This is a genomic window from Altererythrobacter chaiwopuensis (assembly GCF_054957735.1).
On the sequence record NZ_JBTXJF010000001.1, the window covers coordinates 1,213,023 to 1,229,454 of the forward strand.

General features: G+C 63.2%; 16 protein-coding genes. 13 read left to right on the plus strand and 3 right to left on the minus strand.

What is annotated here, in order from left to right; genetic code table 11:
• Positions 1-51 precede the first annotated feature (51 nt).
• Positions 52-1,140, plus strand: coding sequence for a glutathione S-transferase (locus ACX3VQ_RS05885; RefSeq protein WP_462579984.1), 1,089 nt, complete (start codon positions 52-54; stop codon positions 1,138-1,140).
• On the opposite strand, the gene ACX3VQ_RS05890 is transcribed toward ACX3VQ_RS05885, so the two are convergent.
• Positions 1,137-2,711 (minus strand): helicase HerA-like domain-containing protein, encoded by a 1,575-nt coding sequence (locus tag ACX3VQ_RS05890; RefSeq protein ID WP_462579985.1) that lies wholly within the window; start codon positions 2,709-2,711, stop codon positions 1,137-1,139. The genes ACX3VQ_RS05885 and ACX3VQ_RS05890 overlap by 4 nt on opposite strands.
• A gap of 110 nt (positions 2,712-2,821) precedes the next feature.
• On the opposite strand from ACX3VQ_RS05890, the gene pabB reads away from it, so the two are divergent.
• The 5 genes from pabB (at position 2,822) to ACX3VQ_RS05915 (ending at position 6,728) form a co-directional block, all read left to right on the plus strand.
• Positions 2,822-4,633, plus strand: coding sequence for an aminodeoxychorismate synthase component I (gene pabB, locus ACX3VQ_RS05895; RefSeq protein ID WP_462579986.1), 1,812 nt, complete (start codon positions 2,822-2,824; stop codon positions 4,631-4,633).
• Entirely contained in the window at positions 4,630-5,304 is a 675-nt protein-coding gene (locus ACX3VQ_RS05900) for an RluA family pseudouridine synthase (protein WP_462579987.1), read from the plus strand. Before pabB ends, ACX3VQ_RS05900 begins: the two co-directional genes overlap by 4 nt.
• Positions 5,286-5,705 (plus strand): alternative ribosome rescue aminoacyl-tRNA hydrolase ArfB, encoded by a 420-nt coding sequence (gene arfB, locus ACX3VQ_RS05905; protein WP_462571022.1) that lies wholly within the window; start codon positions 5,286-5,288, stop codon positions 5,703-5,705. Before ACX3VQ_RS05900 ends, arfB begins: the two co-directional genes overlap by 19 nt.
• Positions 5,706-5,826: 121 nt before the next feature.
• A complete protein-coding gene (rpmG, locus tag ACX3VQ_RS05910) occupies positions 5,827-5,994 on the plus strand; it encodes a 50S ribosomal protein L33 (RefSeq protein WP_010233410.1) in 168 nt (55 codons plus the stop codon).
• A gap of 68 nt (positions 5,995-6,062) precedes the next feature.
• Positions 6,063-6,728, plus strand: coding sequence for a LolA family protein (locus tag ACX3VQ_RS05915; protein WP_462579988.1), 666 nt, complete (start codon positions 6,063-6,065; stop codon positions 6,726-6,728).
• A 246-nt stretch (positions 6,729-6,974) separates the two neighbouring features.
• On the opposite strand, the gene ACX3VQ_RS05920 is transcribed toward ACX3VQ_RS05915, so the two are convergent.
• Positions 6,975-8,420 carry an alkaline phosphatase gene (locus tag ACX3VQ_RS05920; RefSeq protein ID WP_462579990.1) on the minus strand — a complete coding sequence of 482 codons (1,446 nt, stop codon included), beginning with the start codon at positions 8,418-8,420 and terminating at the stop codon, positions 6,975-6,977.
• A gap of 106 nt (positions 8,421-8,526) precedes the next feature.
• Between ACX3VQ_RS05920 and ACX3VQ_RS05925 the strand changes: the two genes are divergently transcribed.
• The 7 genes from ACX3VQ_RS05925 to ACX3VQ_RS05955 all read left to right on the plus strand — a co-directional run bounded on the left by ACX3VQ_RS05925 (position 8,527) and on the right by ACX3VQ_RS05955 (position 15,633).
• Complete coding sequence (locus tag ACX3VQ_RS05925) at positions 8,527-9,321, plus strand: exodeoxyribonuclease III (protein ID WP_462579991.1); 795 nt, start codon at positions 8,527-8,529, stop codon at positions 9,319-9,321.
• Positions 9,270-10,388: a GTP cyclohydrolase II gene (ribA, locus tag ACX3VQ_RS05930; RefSeq protein WP_462580695.1), complete on the plus strand. Its 1,119-nt coding sequence runs from the start codon at positions 9,270-9,272 to the stop codon at positions 10,386-10,388. The genes ACX3VQ_RS05925 and ribA overlap by 52 nt, the downstream gene beginning before the upstream one ends.
• Before the next feature lie 108 nt (positions 10,389-10,496).
• Positions 10,497-10,793, plus strand: coding sequence for a hypothetical protein (locus ACX3VQ_RS05935; RefSeq protein WP_462579993.1), 297 nt, complete (start codon positions 10,497-10,499; stop codon positions 10,791-10,793).
• A gap of 226 nt (positions 10,794-11,019) precedes the next feature.
• On the plus strand, positions 11,020-12,177 hold the full coding sequence (locus ACX3VQ_RS05940) for an acyl-CoA dehydrogenase family protein (RefSeq protein WP_462580697.1): 1,158 nt from the start codon (positions 11,020-11,022) through the stop codon (positions 12,175-12,177).
• A 146-nt stretch (positions 12,178-12,323) separates the two neighbouring features.
• Positions 12,324-13,553: a CoA transferase gene (locus ACX3VQ_RS05945; protein WP_462579994.1), complete on the plus strand. Its 1,230-nt coding sequence runs from the start codon at positions 12,324-12,326 to the stop codon at positions 13,551-13,553.
• Positions 13,553-14,782, plus strand: coding sequence for an acetyl-CoA C-acetyltransferase (locus ACX3VQ_RS05950; protein ID WP_462580699.1), 1,230 nt, complete (start codon positions 13,553-13,555; stop codon positions 14,780-14,782). The genes ACX3VQ_RS05945 and ACX3VQ_RS05950 overlap by 1 nt, the downstream gene beginning before the upstream one ends.
• Entirely contained in the window at positions 14,782-15,633 is an 852-nt protein-coding gene (locus tag ACX3VQ_RS05955; RefSeq protein ID WP_462579995.1) for an HTD2 family dehydratase, read from the plus strand. The genes ACX3VQ_RS05950 and ACX3VQ_RS05955 overlap by 1 nt, the downstream gene beginning before the upstream one ends.
• On the opposite strand, the gene ppk2 is transcribed toward ACX3VQ_RS05955, so the two are convergent.
• Positions 15,630-16,418 carry a polyphosphate kinase 2 gene (gene ppk2, locus ACX3VQ_RS05960; RefSeq protein WP_462579996.1) on the minus strand — a complete coding sequence of 263 codons (789 nt, stop codon included), beginning with the start codon at positions 16,416-16,418 and terminating at the stop codon, positions 15,630-15,632. The two genes, ACX3VQ_RS05955 and ppk2, sit on opposite strands and share 4 nt — an antisense overlap.
• Positions 16,419-16,432 lie beyond the last annotated feature (14 nt).

Sequence of the window (16,432 nt, forward strand, 5' to 3'; positions counted from 1 at the left end):
CATCGACCGCCGCAGATTTCCACATTCACGAGCCGACATGGGAGAAACAATTTGCCGAACATTCTTTATGGCGCCCCGCTGTCGCTCTTTTCAGGCAAGGCACGCGCCTATTTTGACTGGAAAGGCGTGGAATATGAGGAACGGCTGCCTACGCCGGATGTCTATCGTGACGTGATTCTGCCCAATGTCGGGCGGCCGGTCATCCCGGTTGTCCAAACATCCGGCGGCGAGATCCTGCAGGATACCACCTGCATAATCGACCATTTCGAACGGGCCGAACCCGGCCCCTCGGTCTATCCTGAAACACCGCGCCAGCGGCTCGCCGCGCTGCTGCTCGAATGTTTCGGCGATGAATGGCTGGTGATCCCGGCGATGCACTATCGCTGGCACTACAATGAAGACTTTGCCTATGGCGAGTTCGGCAAGACTGCCGCGCCCGGCGCATCGGCGGGAGAACAATATCGGCTGGGCAAGGAACGCGCAGGGCCGTTTCGCGGCTCGCTGCCCATTCTTGGCGTCAACGATGAGACTGTCCCGGCGATCGAGGCCAGCTATGAAGCGCTGCTGACCGATCTGGACGCCCATTTTGCCGAGCACCCGTTCTTGTTCGGCTCGCGCCCTTCGATCGGCGATTATGGCCTTATCGGTCCGCTCTATGCCCATCTTTATCGTGATCCAGCCTCGGGCGAGATCATGGAGCGGTTGGCCCCGCGCGTCGCGAAATGGGTGCGGCGCATGGTCAATGTCGAAGCGCCGCAGTCAGGCGATTTCCTGCCCGATGACGAAGTGCCGGAAACGCTTCATCCCGTTTTGCGGCGGATGATGGAGGAGCAAGTCCCGCATCTGCAGGGCGTGGCGCGCATGCTGGGGGAATGGGCCCGCCACAATGAGGGGAATGAGCCGCCGCGCGGGCTGGGCATGGCCGATTTCACTATCGAGGGAATAGTCTCGCAGCGGATGGCCTTCCCGTTCAGCTTGTGGATGCTGCAACGCGGCCTTGACTATCTGGCATCGCTTTCAGGTGCGGATCGCGCCGCATGTGAGGCTCTGCTACGCCAGGTGGGCGGCGAAGCGCTGCTGAATTTCGACCTGCCGCTGCGGCTGACGTTTGAAAACCATCGTCTCGGCATTGCGCGCTAGCGCATCAGCCCGCCGATCAAATTGCGCACAAAGCGCCCGGCAATGCCGCCGCCATACTCGGTTGCGATTGCGCCGGCCGCCGAAGTGGCCGCGGATCTCATCGGATTGGCGCGCGATTTCTTGCCCAGCACAGCGGCAGCGGCGATCGAGGCGGTAGAGCCGGCCGCGGCAGCGGTCGCGCGCTTGATTGCCTTGTCCCACACCGAAGTGGTCTTGCGGCTGCGCTTGCGCACTTCTTCCTCGCCCTTCTCTTCCACCTCCTGTGCAGTTTGGGCCGCGTCGAGTGCCTTGGTGGCAAGCACCTCCATCGCGCTTTCACGATCGACCCGCGTATCATATTTACCATCCACCGGACTGACCGACTGGATGATCGCGCGCTCCTTGGGCGTGACCGGGCCGAGCCGCGAGCGCGGCGGCTTGATCAGCGTGCGTTGCACCACCGTGGGTGCGCCGTCTTCATCGAGCGTGGAAACCAGCGCTTCGCCCACTTTCAGCTGGGTGATCGCCTGCTCGACATCGAGATCGGGATTGATGCGGAAGGTTTCAGCCGCAGCCTTGATTGCGCGCTGATCACGCGGGGTGAAGGCACGCAGCGCGTGCTGCACACGGTTGCCGAGCTGGCCAGCGATCTCTTCCGGGATGTCGATCGGGTTCTGCGTGACGAAATAGACCCCAACGCCCTTCGACCGGATCAGGCGCACGACCTGTTCGATCTTGTCCTCAAGCGCCTTGGGCGCATCGTCGAACAACAGGTGCGCCTCGTCGAAAAAGAACACCAGCTTGGGCTTTTCCGGGTCGCCCACTTCGGGCAGGCTTTCGAACAGTTCCGCCAGCAGCCACAGCAGGAAGGTGGCATAAAGCTTGGGGCTGCGCATCAACTGATCGGCAGCCAGCACATTAATTATGCCGCGGCCCTGTTCGTCCAGCTTCAGGAAATCGTCAATCTCGAGCGCCGGCTCGCCAAAGAACCGGTCCGCGCCCTGCGCCTCGAAACTCAGTAATTGGCGCTGGATTGTGCCAACTGTGGGCTTGGCCACGTTGCCATACTTGCCGGACAGTTCAGCGGCATTCTCCGCTGCCCAGGCCAGCACCGCTTGCAGATCGGCAAAGTCCAGCAACAACAGCCCGTTCTCGTCAGCGTGGCGGAACACGATCTGCAGCACGCCTTCCTGCGTGTCGTTGAGATCGAGTAGGCGCGCCAGCAGCAGCGGCCCCATTTCGGAAATCGTGGTGCGGATCGGGTGGCCCTGTTCACCATAAAGGTCCCAGAACACCACCGGATTGTCGGAATAGGCATAATCCTCCATGCCCAGTTCCTTCGCGCGCGACTCCAGCTTGTCGGCATGCTTGAAAGTAGGCGATCCGGGCAGGGCAACGCCCGACAAATCGCCTTTCACATCTGCGACAAAGACCGGCACGCCCTCGGCAGAGAAACTCTCAGCCAGTCCCTGCAAAGTCACCGTCTTGCCGGTTCCGGTGGCGCCCGCGATCAAACCATGACGGTTGGCCCGCGACAAATCGAGATATTGCTTCTCGCCATTGGCGGCGAGGCCCATGAAAATGCTATTCATGATGGTTGCCGGTGTCCCTTTGCCCGAGAATTGCGACATTCTGTGTGGCGCACCGCAGGCAGCGCGGTCAAGTGCTCGACTTGCTGGCGCGATAAGCTAAGGCGTGAATCATGAGCCAGGCCGCTCCCTTTATCCTGCTTGACGATGCGCGCGGCGTCGATCCCGCTGCGGCGCACCTGTTCGAGAATCCGCGCAAGCTGTTCGTCGCGCAGCGGGCAAATGAAGTGGCCGATGTGCTGGCCGCGGCAGATGCCGCACGGCTCGCAAGTGGTGGAACGCTGGCGGGCTATCTCGCTTACGAGGCAGGGCTAGCGCTTGAGCCAAAACTGGCGCCGCTGGCCGATGCGCGAACCGGCGCGGCAGGCCCGCTCGTGTGGCTCGGCCTGTTCGATGAGACGCGCGAACTTGCCGCCGATGAAGTGCCGCTATGGCTTGCCTCGCGCGCCAGCGGCGAGGCTTCGCTTGGCCCGTTGGAGCCGCAGCTTTCCGCCGGCGGTTACCAGGCGGCATTCGCGCGGTTGCAGGAAGCGATCCGCGCAGGCGACATCTATCAGGTCAACCTGACTTACCGGCTCGCCGGCTCATATCGCGGCGATCCGCTCGCGCTCTATGCTGCGCTGCGCCCCGCCGCCGAAGCGGGCTACGGCGGGGTGATCTTCGACGGGTCGCATTGGCTGCTGAGCCTCAGCCCCGAGCTGTTCGTCTCGCTCCGGGGTGGCGAAGCCAAGGTCAAGCCGATGAAGGGCACTCGCCCGCGCGGTGCAACCGAGGCGGCGGATCGTGCGCTGGCCGATGACCTGGCCAATTCGGCCAAGGACAGGGCTGAAAACCTGATGATTGTCGACCTGATGCGCAACGATCTTGGCCGCGTGGCCGAAGCGGGCAGCGTGCGGGTGGACGCGCCCTTCACCGTCGAATCCTATCCCACCGTGCACCAGATGGTTTCCACCGTGCGTGCGCGGCTGCAAACCGGCATCGGCGCGGCTGACCTGATCCGCGCAATCTTTCCCTGCGGCTCGATTACCGGTGCACCCAAGATCCGCGCGATGGAACTGATCGACGAGATCGAACGCGATGCGCGTGGCCTCTATTGCGGGGCGATCGGGCGGATCGATCCAAATGGCGATGCTGCCTTCAATGTGGCGATCCGCACGCTGCGGCTGACGCTCGAGGAAAACGATCGCGGGCGCGCGGTTATGGGGGTGGGCTCAGCCATCGTGGCAGATAGCGAAGCCATGGCCGAACGGCGCGAATGCGACGTCAAGGCAGGCTTCCTGCGCCGCAGCGCGCCAAATCACCGCGCGGCGGATTGCGATCTGATCGAGACCATGCTGTTCGATCCCGAAAGCGGCATCGACCTGCTCGAACTGCATCTGGAGCGGATCAAGGCCTCGGCGCATGAGCTGGGTTTTTCTTTCGATCGCCATGCCGCGCGCAACCAGATTCAGGCGCTGTGCTTTAACCTGGAGACGCGCGCCAAACTGCGCCTGCTGGCTTCGCGCCGGGGCGCGCTGGCGCTGGAAGCTGGGCCTGCTCCCGAACCGGCAGGCGAGCCCCTGGCCTGCATCGCGCTGCCGCTGCCGGTCGATCCGGGCGACTGGCGGCTGCGGCACAAGACCAGCGACCGCGGGTTCTATGAAGAGGCGTTGGCCGCAGCACACAGCGAGGGCGCAGACGAAGCGCTGCTGGTGCATCCATCAGGCCTGGTGAGCGAAGGCAGCTTCACCAACATCTTCGTCGAGCGGGACGGGGCGCTGGTTACCCCGCCCGCCGCACTCGGCCTGCTGCCCGGCGTGCTGCGCCGATCGCTGATTGAGGCGGGCAAGGCGCGCGAAGCGGAATTGACGCTGGATGACCTTGCGGATGGTTTCTGGCTCGGCAATGCCGTGCGCGGGCTGGTAAAGGCGCGGCTACTGATATGATCGAAATACTTTATGAAGATGGCGAGGCACTGGTCATCAACAAACCCGGCGGGCTACCGATCGAGCGACCGCGCCGGGGCGGACCTTCGCTTGAAGACCACCTCGACCAGCTGAAGCTCGGCTTCCAGCGCGCGCCGATGCCGGTCCACCGGCTTGACACCGATACCAGTGGCTGCCTGCTGCTGGCGCGCAACCCCAAGGCACTGGCGCGCCTGTCCCGCGCGTTCGAGGATCGGGCGGTTTCGAAAAGCTATCTTGGCCTGGTGGCGGGCGAGCTGAGCGAGAAGGAGGGCCGGATCGAGCTGGCACTGTCCAAGATCAGCTCCAAAGAGGCTGGCTGGCGCATGATCCCGGCCCGAAAGGGCAAGCCGTCGATCACGGATTGGCACCTTCTATGGGTAGGTGAGGGATTCTCGCTGGTCCAGTTCCGCCCGGTTACGGGCCGCACGCACCAGATCCGCGTACATGCCGCTGCCGGACTGGGCTTCCCACTGGTAGGCGATCCGGTTTACGGCCAGGTTGATCCGCGTTGCCGCCGTACCATGCTGCACGCCTCTTCGCTGGTGGTACGGCGAGGGGCCAAAACCCCGATCATCGCTACCAGCCCGGTTCCGGCGGATTTTTCCGCATTCGGTATCGCCCCGATGGAACAATGGACAAGCCCGGCTTGATAGACCGCGCATTCGCGCTGGCCGAGGAAAGCTTCCTCGCCGGAAGCGGGCCGGGCGGGCAGAACGCCAATAAAGTGGCCACCACAGTGCAATTGCGGGTCGATGTGTTCCAGCTTGGATTGCCGCCGGATGCGTTCGGCAGATTGAAGGATATTGCCGGAAGCAAGCTGACCAAGGATGGCGAGATCGTGCTGACCGCGCGCGAATACCGCACCCGAGAACAGAACCGCGAGGCGGCGCGCGAAAGGCTCGCGGCGCTGCTGGAGGAGGCGCTTGTCCCTGCGAAGAAGCGCGCCCGATCACGGCTGAACCGCGTGGGTAAAGCCCAGCGACTGAAACAGAAGAAAGCGCGCGGCGACGTGAAATCCAAACGGGGCAAGGTCAACCGTTCAGATTGGTGAGTCTTGCTTGACTTTCGCGGCAGAATCACCCAATGGCGCGCCTCTGGAAGGCGGTGCGGCACGCGCCGCCCGTATTTTTTCGGCTGATGACCAGCCTTTTTGCAAGTTTTAGGATATCGTCATGGCGAAGCCAGCAACCGTCAAGATCAAGCTCGTCTCGACCGCGGACACGGGCTTCTATTATGTGACGAAGAAGAACCCGCGCAACATCACCGAGAAGATGACCTTCCGCAAGTATGACCCGGTCGTGCGCAAGCATGTCGAGTTCAAGGAAGCCAAGATCAAGTGATCTTGCTGAACGGCTGAACGCCAACAGGTTCAGTGACAGTTCAACGCAACGCCGGTAAGGCGCGCTGCATGGACAAGTTCAAACCCTTTACCAAACGCCCGTTGCGCACCGCGCTGGCGGGCGCTTTGTTATGTACGCTGCCCGCAGGAGCAGTCATCGCACCGGCTGCTACGGCTCAATCTGCCGCCGGCGATCTTGACCGTGCGGTCAGCGCGCTGCGTGCAGTGTCAACCTTGCGCGCAGACTTTTCACAGACAGACCGCCAGGGTCAGGTTGCGACGGGGGTGATGACGCTTGCGCGTGGCGGCAAGATCCGTTTCCAGTACGGGAATGACGTTCCCCTGCTGATCGTTTCGAACGGGAAATCGCTCTACCTCATCGATTACGAGGTCAATCAGGTTCAGCGCTGGCCGATCCGCAATTCGCCGCTCGGCGCACTGCTTGATCCTGATCGCGACATCTCGCGTTATGGCAAGCTGGTGCCGACGGGCAATCCCGACGTGGTCAGCATCGAAGTTCGCGACCCCAAGCGCCCCGAGTTCGGCATGATAACGATGATCTTCGTGCGCGACGCCAAGGCGCCGGGCGGGCTCGAGCTCAATACATGGGTGGCGCTTGATGCACAGAACAATCGCACCACCGTGCGGCTGCGCAACCATCGCTATGGAGTCGCGGTGGATGACAGTGCTTTTCGCTTCCGCGATCCGCGCCAATCGTCTCGTCGACCGCGCTGAACGGTTCGACCGCGCGCGGTTGTAAGAATACGACAAGACGCTGCATCCCATTCATTTACGCGAAAGCTGAAATCGCCTAGTTTGCTTGAGCAAGGCAAGCGAAGGCGGGTTTCCCCCCTGTTGCCCCAACCTTCAACAAGGCTGCCTTGCAACAGCGTGACGAACGCTCAAAAAGGACCCTCGTGCCAATGCCCCCGGCACGAGGGTTTCTTCTTTGGATTCGGTATTGTTTGGCTGCGAGTTGCGCTAATCATTCCAGCCAAGTGCCTTGACGATAATGTCGTAGATCAGGTTTTGCTCGATCACGCCTCGCACGCGCTCTGCACCAGGGCCCTGGCCGTATAGCGCCACATCCTCGCCGCCATGCGTTTCGCTGCCCATGGGAACGGTCGCCTGCTGGTGCGCATGAACTCCGGTTTCGGGCATCGGTCGCTCAGCCATGTTCGCAATCGCGCCCGGGCCGTTGCCATAGCCCAGGGTAGTGTAAGGCTTGCCGTCTGCGACCAGCCTCGGCCCGCCTGCGGTACCGGCATGCTCCGCATCCCTCTCGCCCGGGGGCACGACCAGGCCCAGGATCGGATTACCGCGCCTGGGATATCCGGCCATGGTGAATACATGGCTGTGATCCGCCGTGACCAGGATCAGCGTCTCGTCTGGATCTGTGTTGTCGATCGCATACTGGATCGCGCGGGCAAACTCGACCGCTTCCTCCAGCGCATAGCCCGCCTGCCCGGCGTGGTGGCCGTGATCGATCCGTCCTCCTTCAACCATCAGGTAATAGCCGTCAGGATCCTGATCGAGCCGCCCGATGGCAGCGGCGGTCATTTCGGTCAGCGTTGGCTCGGCCGAGTCCCCGGCCCGGTCAACCATGTAGGTCATATGGCTGGGTGAAAACAGGCCCAGCACTGGCTTGCCTTGCGGGGCCGCTTCGAGCTCCGCCGCAGTTTCAACATAGCTGCCCCCGCTTGCCGCGGTCCATACAGCGGGCAAATCGGCACCGGGGTCAAGCCGTCGCCCGCCCTGCTCGCCGCCGAAGAAAACTGCACGCCCCCCGCCCAAGGCGACATCAAACTGCTTGGATACAAGCTGGCTGGCGATATCGGTGCAGCCCTTGCCGCGCTGTGCCTTGGGAATCGCGGCATCGGATTCCCAGTCGCGATCGGGCGCATAGGCATAGACCGCCGCCGGGGTCGCATGGGTGATCCGCGTGGTCGTGACAATTCCCAGCGCCAGCCCGCGTTGCTTCACCTGTTCGCCAAGCAACGGCAGCCGGTGCTGCAGCGAGGCCGCGCAATCGCCGCGCCGCGCCTCCGGGCCTATGCCCAGCATGCCGATATTGGTCTTTTTCCCGGTATGCATCGCGCTGGTCGTGCCCGCGCTGTCAGCCACCTGGGCATTGGTGTTGTAGGTCTTCACCAATGCCACATTGCCGAACCTCTCGAACGGCAGAACATGTTCCTCACCGCTCAGGCCAAGCTTCTGCCCGGCATAGATGCGCGCGGCGGTGACGGTCGAAATTCCCATTCCGTCACCGATAAACAGGATGACATTCTTTGCCTTGGGCGCGGGTGCTTCGCTTAGCGCGGTAGAGGCGCTTGCAACCGCGCCTTGTGTATAGGATGCCGGAACACAAGCGCCGAGCGGCAATGCCAATGCTGCCGCGAGAATGATTGAATGGTGCAGGCGGGTCACGGGGTTATCTCCTTGTCTTGGACGCTTCGCTATCGGCGACCAATGTGACGCGAAAGAGAAAGCTGCGACTGGACCGATAAGATTGCGCACCCTAAGTGCTGTGCGCATGGTTTCTATCGCTACCTGGAACATCAATTCGGTGCGGCTGCGGCTGCCGATCGTCGAGCGCTTCCTCAAGGAGGAGGCACCCGATGTCCTATGCCTGCAGGAAATCAAATGCCAGGAACACCAGTTTCCGGCCAAGGCGCTGGCCGAGCTTGGCTATGAACATCAGGCGATCCACGGGCAAAAGGGTTATCACGGGGTCGCGACTGTAAGCCGCATTCCGCTGAGGGAATTCAGCCGCCACGATTGGCAGGATAATGGCGAGGCGCGCCATGTGGGCGTGGAACTGCTCGGCCCGGGCCAGGGGATGATTCTGGAGAACGTCTATGTTCCCGCAGGCGGCGACGAGCCCGACCGAGACATAAACCCCAAATTCGGGCAAAAGCTCGATTTCCTGGCCCGGATGACCGCGTGGGCCGGAAAGGTTGATCGCCCGACAATGATTGTGGGTGATTTCAATATCGCCCCGCTCGAAAGCGATGTGTGGAACCACAAGCAGCTGCTCAAGGTCGTGAGCCACACACCGGTCGAGGTCGAAACGCTCGAACGCTTCCAGCAGGCTCACGGCTGGGTTGACCTGGGGCGAGAGTTTATTCGTGACCCCCAGCGTTACTACAGCTGGTGGAGCTACCGCGCGAAGGACTGGAAAGCGAATGACCGTGGGCGGCGGCTCGATCACATGTGGGCCAGCCCCGAACTTGCGAAACAAGCTACCAGCCACCGCCTGCGCGAAGATGCGCGCGACTGGGGCAAGCCCAGCGACCATATCCCGCTGGTGACGGAGTTTACGCTCTGACTTTAGCCGCGCCTTCCCCTTCGCGCCGGGTCGCGCAGGCGGTGGATGCCTTGCGTCACGGCTGGCCATTGCAGTTTGCCGGTGGGCCATGCTTGTTGCCCGCTGAAACCGCAATAACTGCTGACGCGGCATCGCAGCACATGCTGATCTCCGCAGCCCGCGCCGCCACGCTCAAGCTTGCCAACCAGCGCGAGGCGGCAGTTCCGCATGCCCCGGTGTTGATCCGCGCGGGCGAGCCATTCACCCTTGCCGAAGCGCGCGCCGTAGCAGACCCGGCGCTCGACCTGGTCCACCCTTTGAAGGGCCCCTACAAGGCCGAAGCGCTGGATTGGCGCGAGGTAGCGGAAGCTGCGCTGGAATTGGCGCGGATCGCGGGTATCCTGCCAGCATATCTCGTCGATCCGGCTGGAGCGGGAGAAGCTGTGCCGGTTGCAGTCAGCGATCTTGCCGCATGGGCTGACCGCGCGCAGCTGGGCATCGCCACGCGCGCCCACCTGCCGGTTGCAGCGTGCGAAAGTGCCGAGATCGTGGCTTTCCGCAGCGCGGATGACACGCGCGAGCATATCGCGCTGGTGATTGGCGAGCAGCGCGGAGATGTAGTGCCGCTGGTGCGGCTGCACTCCGAATGCCTGACCGGCGACATCCTCGGCAGCCTCAAATGCGATTGCGGGCCGCAACTGGATGCGGCGCTCGCGGCAATGGCCGAAGAAGCTGCCAAAGGTGGCTGGGGGGCGTTGCTCTATTTGCGACAGGAAGGGCGCGGGATCGGCCTTGTCAACAAGCTGCGTGCCTATCGCTTGCAGGACCAGGGCTTTGACACCGTCGAAGCCAATGAGCGGCTCGGCTTGCCCGATGAAGCGCGCGATTTCCCCACCGCTGCACGCATGCTGGAACTGCTTGGCGCACACGAAGTGCGCTTGATGACCAACAATCCGAAGAAGGTCGCTGCGCTCGAAGCCGCAGGCATAACCGTCAGCGAGCGCGTGCCGCATCAGCTGGCCGACAACCCGCACAATGCCCGCTACCTGGCGACCAAGCGCGACAGGTCTGGTCACCTGCTCGAGTAGTCGCAGCAAACGGTTCACCGATTAATACTTGGCTCGGTGCAATTGCTAAGGCTATGCCAGCAAGCCGCGCAAAAGCGCACAAGTTTCTGGACCTTGGGAGAACCCACGATGAGAAGAATCGCCTTTACGCTGCTGGCTGGTGCCGGCGCCATGGCCCTGGCCGCGTGCGGCTCGTCCGATGACGCTTCGGTAGAAGCCGAGGCCGACACGGTTGAAATGCCGGCTGACGCAGCGCTTGACGACATTACGGATGTTCCGGTCGAAGATCCCGATGCCAACGCAGCGGGTGCAACAGTGAGTGAAGAGATGGCTACGGATGCAGCCGACGCTGCAGCAGATGTAGCTGCTGCGGCAGAAGCGGCTGCAGATACGGCAGCCGATGAGGCGGCAGACGACGAGCAATAACCGCCCTGCCCGATGTGGCAGAGTGCAAAATAGTCGAGCGGACGGGTTGCCATCGGGCGATTCGTCCGCTTTTTCATTTACTGGCAGCAAGCCTGCGCGGCAGGGTGTACGAACACTGCCGGATTCGGCAGGTGACAGCCGGTTTCGCACGCCCGATGGGCGAGCGCAGTCGAAATGCACACTTGGCTTGCGGCGAGAGGAACACAGAGTGACACAACACACCGGAATGGACCCTGAAACCTTCGAACAGTTCATCGAGCAGCTTGACCGCTATGTGCGCGAGCGGCTGATCCCGGCGGAAAGGGATGTGATCGAGAACGATCGCCTGCCTGACGATATCCTCGCCGAAATGAAGGAAATGGGTCTGTTCGGCCTGACCGTGCCCGAAGAATATGGCGGCGCGGGGCTCAACACCTCGCAATATGCCCGCACTGTGAAGTGCATGAGCTACGCCGCGCCGGCCTTCCGCTCGATCTTCTCGATCAATGTCGGAATGTTCAACTCGGCGATCAAGAATGGCGCCACCGATGCGCAGAAGGCCGAATGGTGGCCGCGCATCGCGGGCGGCGAGATCGCCTGCTTCGGCCTGACCGAACCGGGCTCTGGCTCGGACAGCGCTGCAATGCAGACTTTCGCCAAGCCCGACCCGAGCGGCAACGGCTGGATCCTCAACGGCACCAAGCGCTACATCACCAACGCCCCCCACGCCAATGTCGCGCTGATCATGGCGCGCACCGAAAAGGAGGCATTGCCCAAGAACGCGCATGTCAGCGCCTTCATCGTGCCAATGGATACGCCGGGCGTTTCGACCGGCAGCCCGGACAAGAAGATGGGGCAGGCTGGCGCGCATATCTCCGACATCATGCTCGACGATGTGCATGTGCCGGGTGACGCGCTGCTGGGCGGCGAGACGGGCAAGGGCTTCATCTTTGCCATGAAAAGCCTCGACAATGGCCGCATTTCGGTGGGCGCGGCCAGCACCGGCTATGCCCGCCGCGCGCTCGATTCCGCGCTGCGCTATGCCAATGAGCGCAAGGCCTTTGGCGAACCGATCGCCAATTTCCAGTTGATCCAGCAGATGCTGGCTGAAAGCGAGACCGAGATCTACGCCGCCGAAGCGATGATGGCCGATGTCACCGCGCGTGCCGACGCGGGCGAGAATATCCTGGTAAAGGCAGCCGCGTTCAAGGTTTTCGCGTCCGAGATGTGCGGCCGGGTGGTCGACCGCGTGGTGCAGATCTATGGCGGCGCGGGCTATCTGGCGGAATATGACGCCGAACGTTTCTTCCGCGATGCGCGCATCTATCGCATCTACGAAGGCACCACGCAGATCCTGCAGCTCCAGATTGCCAAGCACATGCTGCGCGAATGGAATGCTTCTTGATTCTCCGCACGCCATCCGGCGCGCGAAATCCTCGCTCACGCGATCTGAAGATCGCATCGCTGCGGGCGGGCGCCAGAAGACTTTGGCGCCCTTCCGGCTCGCTAGCGAGCCGTTCGCTGCGACAATCACGATAGGCTGCCGATCAGATGTATCAACTCCTCAAGGGCCTCTCGATCATCGAAGTTTCCAGCTTCGTCGCATCGCCAACCATCGGGCTCTACTGCGCGCAGATGGGCGCGGAGGTGATCCGCGTCGATCACAAGGCGGGCGGGCTTGATTACGACCGCTATCTGCTGACGCGGGAAGGCCGCTCGCTGAGCTGGGAGAATCTCAACCGCGGCAAGAAATCGCTCGCGCTCGACCTGCGCTCGGGCGAAGGGCGCGAGCTGTGCGTCGAGCTGGCGCGCACTGTTGGCCAATGCGTCACCAACCTGCCCGAACAGAGCTTCCTCAGCCACGGCGCCATGGCAGACGGGCGGCCCGACATGGTGAGCGTGCGGATCATGGGCTGGCATGACGGGCGCCAGGCAATGGATTTCACCGTCAATGCCGCCAGCGGCTATCCGCTGATGTGCGGGCCGGAAGAATGGGATCAGTCCACTGCCCCGCCGGTAAACCAGGTACTGCCCGCGTGGGATTTCATCACCGGTGCCTATGGCTCGTTCGCCCTGCTCGCCGCGCTGCGCCACCGCGATGCCACCGGCGAAGGCAGCGAAGTGCGCATCCCGCTGGGCAATGTCGCGATTGGCACCATGGCCAATTCCGGCTCAATGGCGGAAATGCTCTATCGCGGGGGGGATCGCGAGCGGCTTGGCAATGCCATCTGGGGCGCCTTCGGGCGCGACTTCATGAGCAGGGACGGCAAACGCTTCATGGTCGCGGCGCTCACGCCGAAACAGTGGGATGGGCTGGTGGCTGCCTTCGGGATCGCCGGAGACATCGCCGCGCTCGAGGCCGAATTGGGCGTGCGCTTCGCCGACGGCGATACCCCGCGCTTCACCCATCGCAAGCGCCTGTTCGCGCTGTTCCAGCAGGCCGCCGGGGCGCATGATTATGACACGCTGGCGGCGCGCATGGGCGAGCAGGGTTGCACTTTCGAGCGCTATCGCACCATGCACGAAGCCGCGAACGATCCGGTGCTGGTGGCGGACAATCCTCTGTTCGGGCCATCACCCGCCAACCCCAGCGGGTTCGCATATCCGGCCACGCGCAGCTTTGCCAGCATGCCGGAAAAGCAGGCGGGCGATCCGGCGCCCGCACCCTATCTCGGCGAGCACAGCGAAGAGGTGCTGGCGGAAAAGCTGGGCCTTTCCTCCGGCGCAATCGGCAGGCTGGTCGACACCGGGACAGTCGCTCTTTCAGACAAGGACAGATGATGAGCAAAAGACGCGCCGCAATCGTTTCACCCCTGCGCACCCCGGTGGGCAAGTTCGGGGGTTCGCTTGCCCCGCTCAATGCCGGCCAGCTGGGTGCGGTCATCCTGAAGGCGCTGGTCGAGCGCAGCGGAATCGACCCCGAGCGGGTTGACGACGTGGTATTCAGCCAGGGTTATGGCAATGGCGAGGCCCCTGCGATCGGCCACTGGAGCTGGCTTGCCGCCGGGCTGCCACTGGAAGTACCCGGTTTCCAGCTTGACCGGCGCTGCGGCTCGGGCGTGCAGGCGGTCGCCACCGCCGCGATGATGGTGGAAACCGGCATGGCCGATGTGGTGGTCGCGGGCGGGTGCGAAAGCATGTCGAACGTCGAGCACTACACCACCGATCTGCGCGGCGGTGTGCGCATGGGCGACATGGTGCTGCATGACCGGCTTACGCGCGGGCGGCTGATGAGCCAGCCGATCGAGCGTTTCGGCGTCATCACCGGTATGATCGAGACTGCGGAGAACCTTGCCAAGGATTACGATATCAGCCGTGAGGAAGCCGATGCCTTTGCCGTTCGTTCGCACCGGAATGCGGCCACGGCCTGGGCCGAACGCAAGTTCGACGGCCACCTCGTCCCTGTCGAAATCCCTCAGAGGCGCGGTGATCCGCTAACCTTCGACCACGACGAAGGCTATCGCGCCGACGCCAGCATGGAATCGCTCGGATCCTTGCGTGCGATCGACCTCAAACGCGATCCCGATGCCATTGTCACTGCGGGCAATGCCAGCCAGCAGAACGATGCGGCAGCGGCCTGCCTGGTGGTGGCCGAGGACAAGCTTGAAGAACTGGGCCTCGTACCGTCGCTGTGGTTCCATGGCTGGGCGGCGGCGGGCTGCGATCCCAGCCGCATGGGCATCGGCCCGGTCCCGGCGACCCAGCGCCTGTTCGCGCGCACCGGGATCGGCTGGGACGACATCGGCCTGGTCGAACTCAACGAAGCTTTCGCGCCGCAAGTGCTCGCCGTGCTCAAGGGCTGGGGCTGGTCTGACGATGACAGCCGCCGCGAAATCCTCAACGTCAATGGCTCGGGCATATCGCTCGGCCACCCGATCGGCGCGACCGGCGGGCGCATCCTGGCCGACATGGCCGCCGAGATGCATCGCCGCAAGGTGCGCTACGGCCTTGAGACGATGTGCATCGGCGGCGGGCAGGGCATTGCCGCGATCTTCGAGCGGGCTGCCTGATGTCGCAATGGGATAGCTGGATCGGGCGCGAGGCCCGGCAGGAAGACACGCTGGGTGCGTCGCTGGCACGGCGCTGGTGCGGCACCTTCGATCTCGAGCCGCCAGCCGATGGCGTGATGCCGCAGGGCATCCATTTGTGCCTGTGCACGCCCGAGGCCGCGCAAGCTGCGCTGGGCGAAGACGGGCATCCGGCACGCGGCAACAGCGCAGACAGTTTCTTCCCGCCGATCCCGCTGCCGCGCCGCATGTGGGCGGCGAGCGATATCGCCTTCCTGAAGCCGCTCGTCATCGGTCAACGGATCGAACGGATCAGCCGGATTGCCTCGATTGCCGAGAAGGAAGGATCGACCGGTAAGCTCGGCTTCGTCGAGGTGGAGCATGTCACGCATGCCGATGGCACGGAGGCGATCCGCGAGGTGCAAACGCTGGTCTATCGTGACGCGGTGCCGACCGATGCGCCGCTAAGCCCGCCGGAACCGGGCGATGGCGCCTTCGATCCTTCGGGCTGGGACGTGCATAATGTCATCACGCCCGATCCGCGGCTGCTGTTCCGCTTTTCTGCGCTGACCTTCAACACGCACCGCATCCATTATGACCTGCCTTATGCGCGCGATGTCGAGCGCTATCGCGGCCTCGTCGTCCACGGACCGCTGATGGCGAGCCTGCTGCTGCAGATGGCGGCGCGTGAATTGGGCGAGAACAGACTGAAGCGATTTTCCTTCCGCGCCGTGAGCCCGGCCATCGCCGATGAGCCGCTGCATCTTGCCTTGCGACAGGGCGATGAGGGGTATGAGCTGGGTACTTTCGCCAGTGACGGCCGCCAGTGCGTGAAGGCGACCGCCAGCGCCTAGCCCTCTTGCGCAACCGGATAATCGGCAATCGGCTGCAGCACTGAATAGCTCTCGGGTTGCGGCTGGCGGCCCAGCTCGGGATAATCAATCGGCGGGGGATCGATCCTGGTATCGGGCAGCCGGTCAAGCAGGTCACGTATCAGCGTCAGCCGTCCGCGTTTCTGGTCGTTGAAGTCAACCAGTGTCCACGGTGCCCATGCGCTATGGGTCGCCTTGAGCATGGCCTCGCGCGCCTCGGTATAGGCATCGTAATGGCTGCGCGCGGCGAGGTCGATCGGCGAGAGCTTCCAACGCTTGAGCGGGTCTGCCAGCCGCTCTGCCAGCCGCTCTTCCTGCCGGGCCTGGTCGGTCGTGAGCCAGTATTTGAACAGCAGGATACCGTCATCGGCGAGCTGTTTTTCGAACACCGGCGCTTGTTTCAGAAATGCCTCAACCTGTTCTTCGCTGGCATAGCCCATCACTTTCTCGACCCCGGCGCGGTTGTACCAGCTGCGGTCGAACAGTACGATTTCGCCCGCGCTGGGCAAGTGCTTGATGTAGCGCTGGAAATACCACTGGGTCTGCTCGTCATCGCTCGGCTTAGACAGCGCCACGGTGCGGCACTGGCGCGGATTGAGCCGCTCGCTCACTGCCCGGATCGCTCCGCCCTTGCCCGCGGTATCGCGCCCTTCGAACAGCACGCAAATGCGCGCGCCCACAGCCTTGGTCCAACGCGCCATCGCCACCAGCTCTTCCTCGAGCGGTTCGAGCAGCTCCTCATACTGCTTGCGTTTGAGCGTTTCCAAGCGCACCTCCCGTT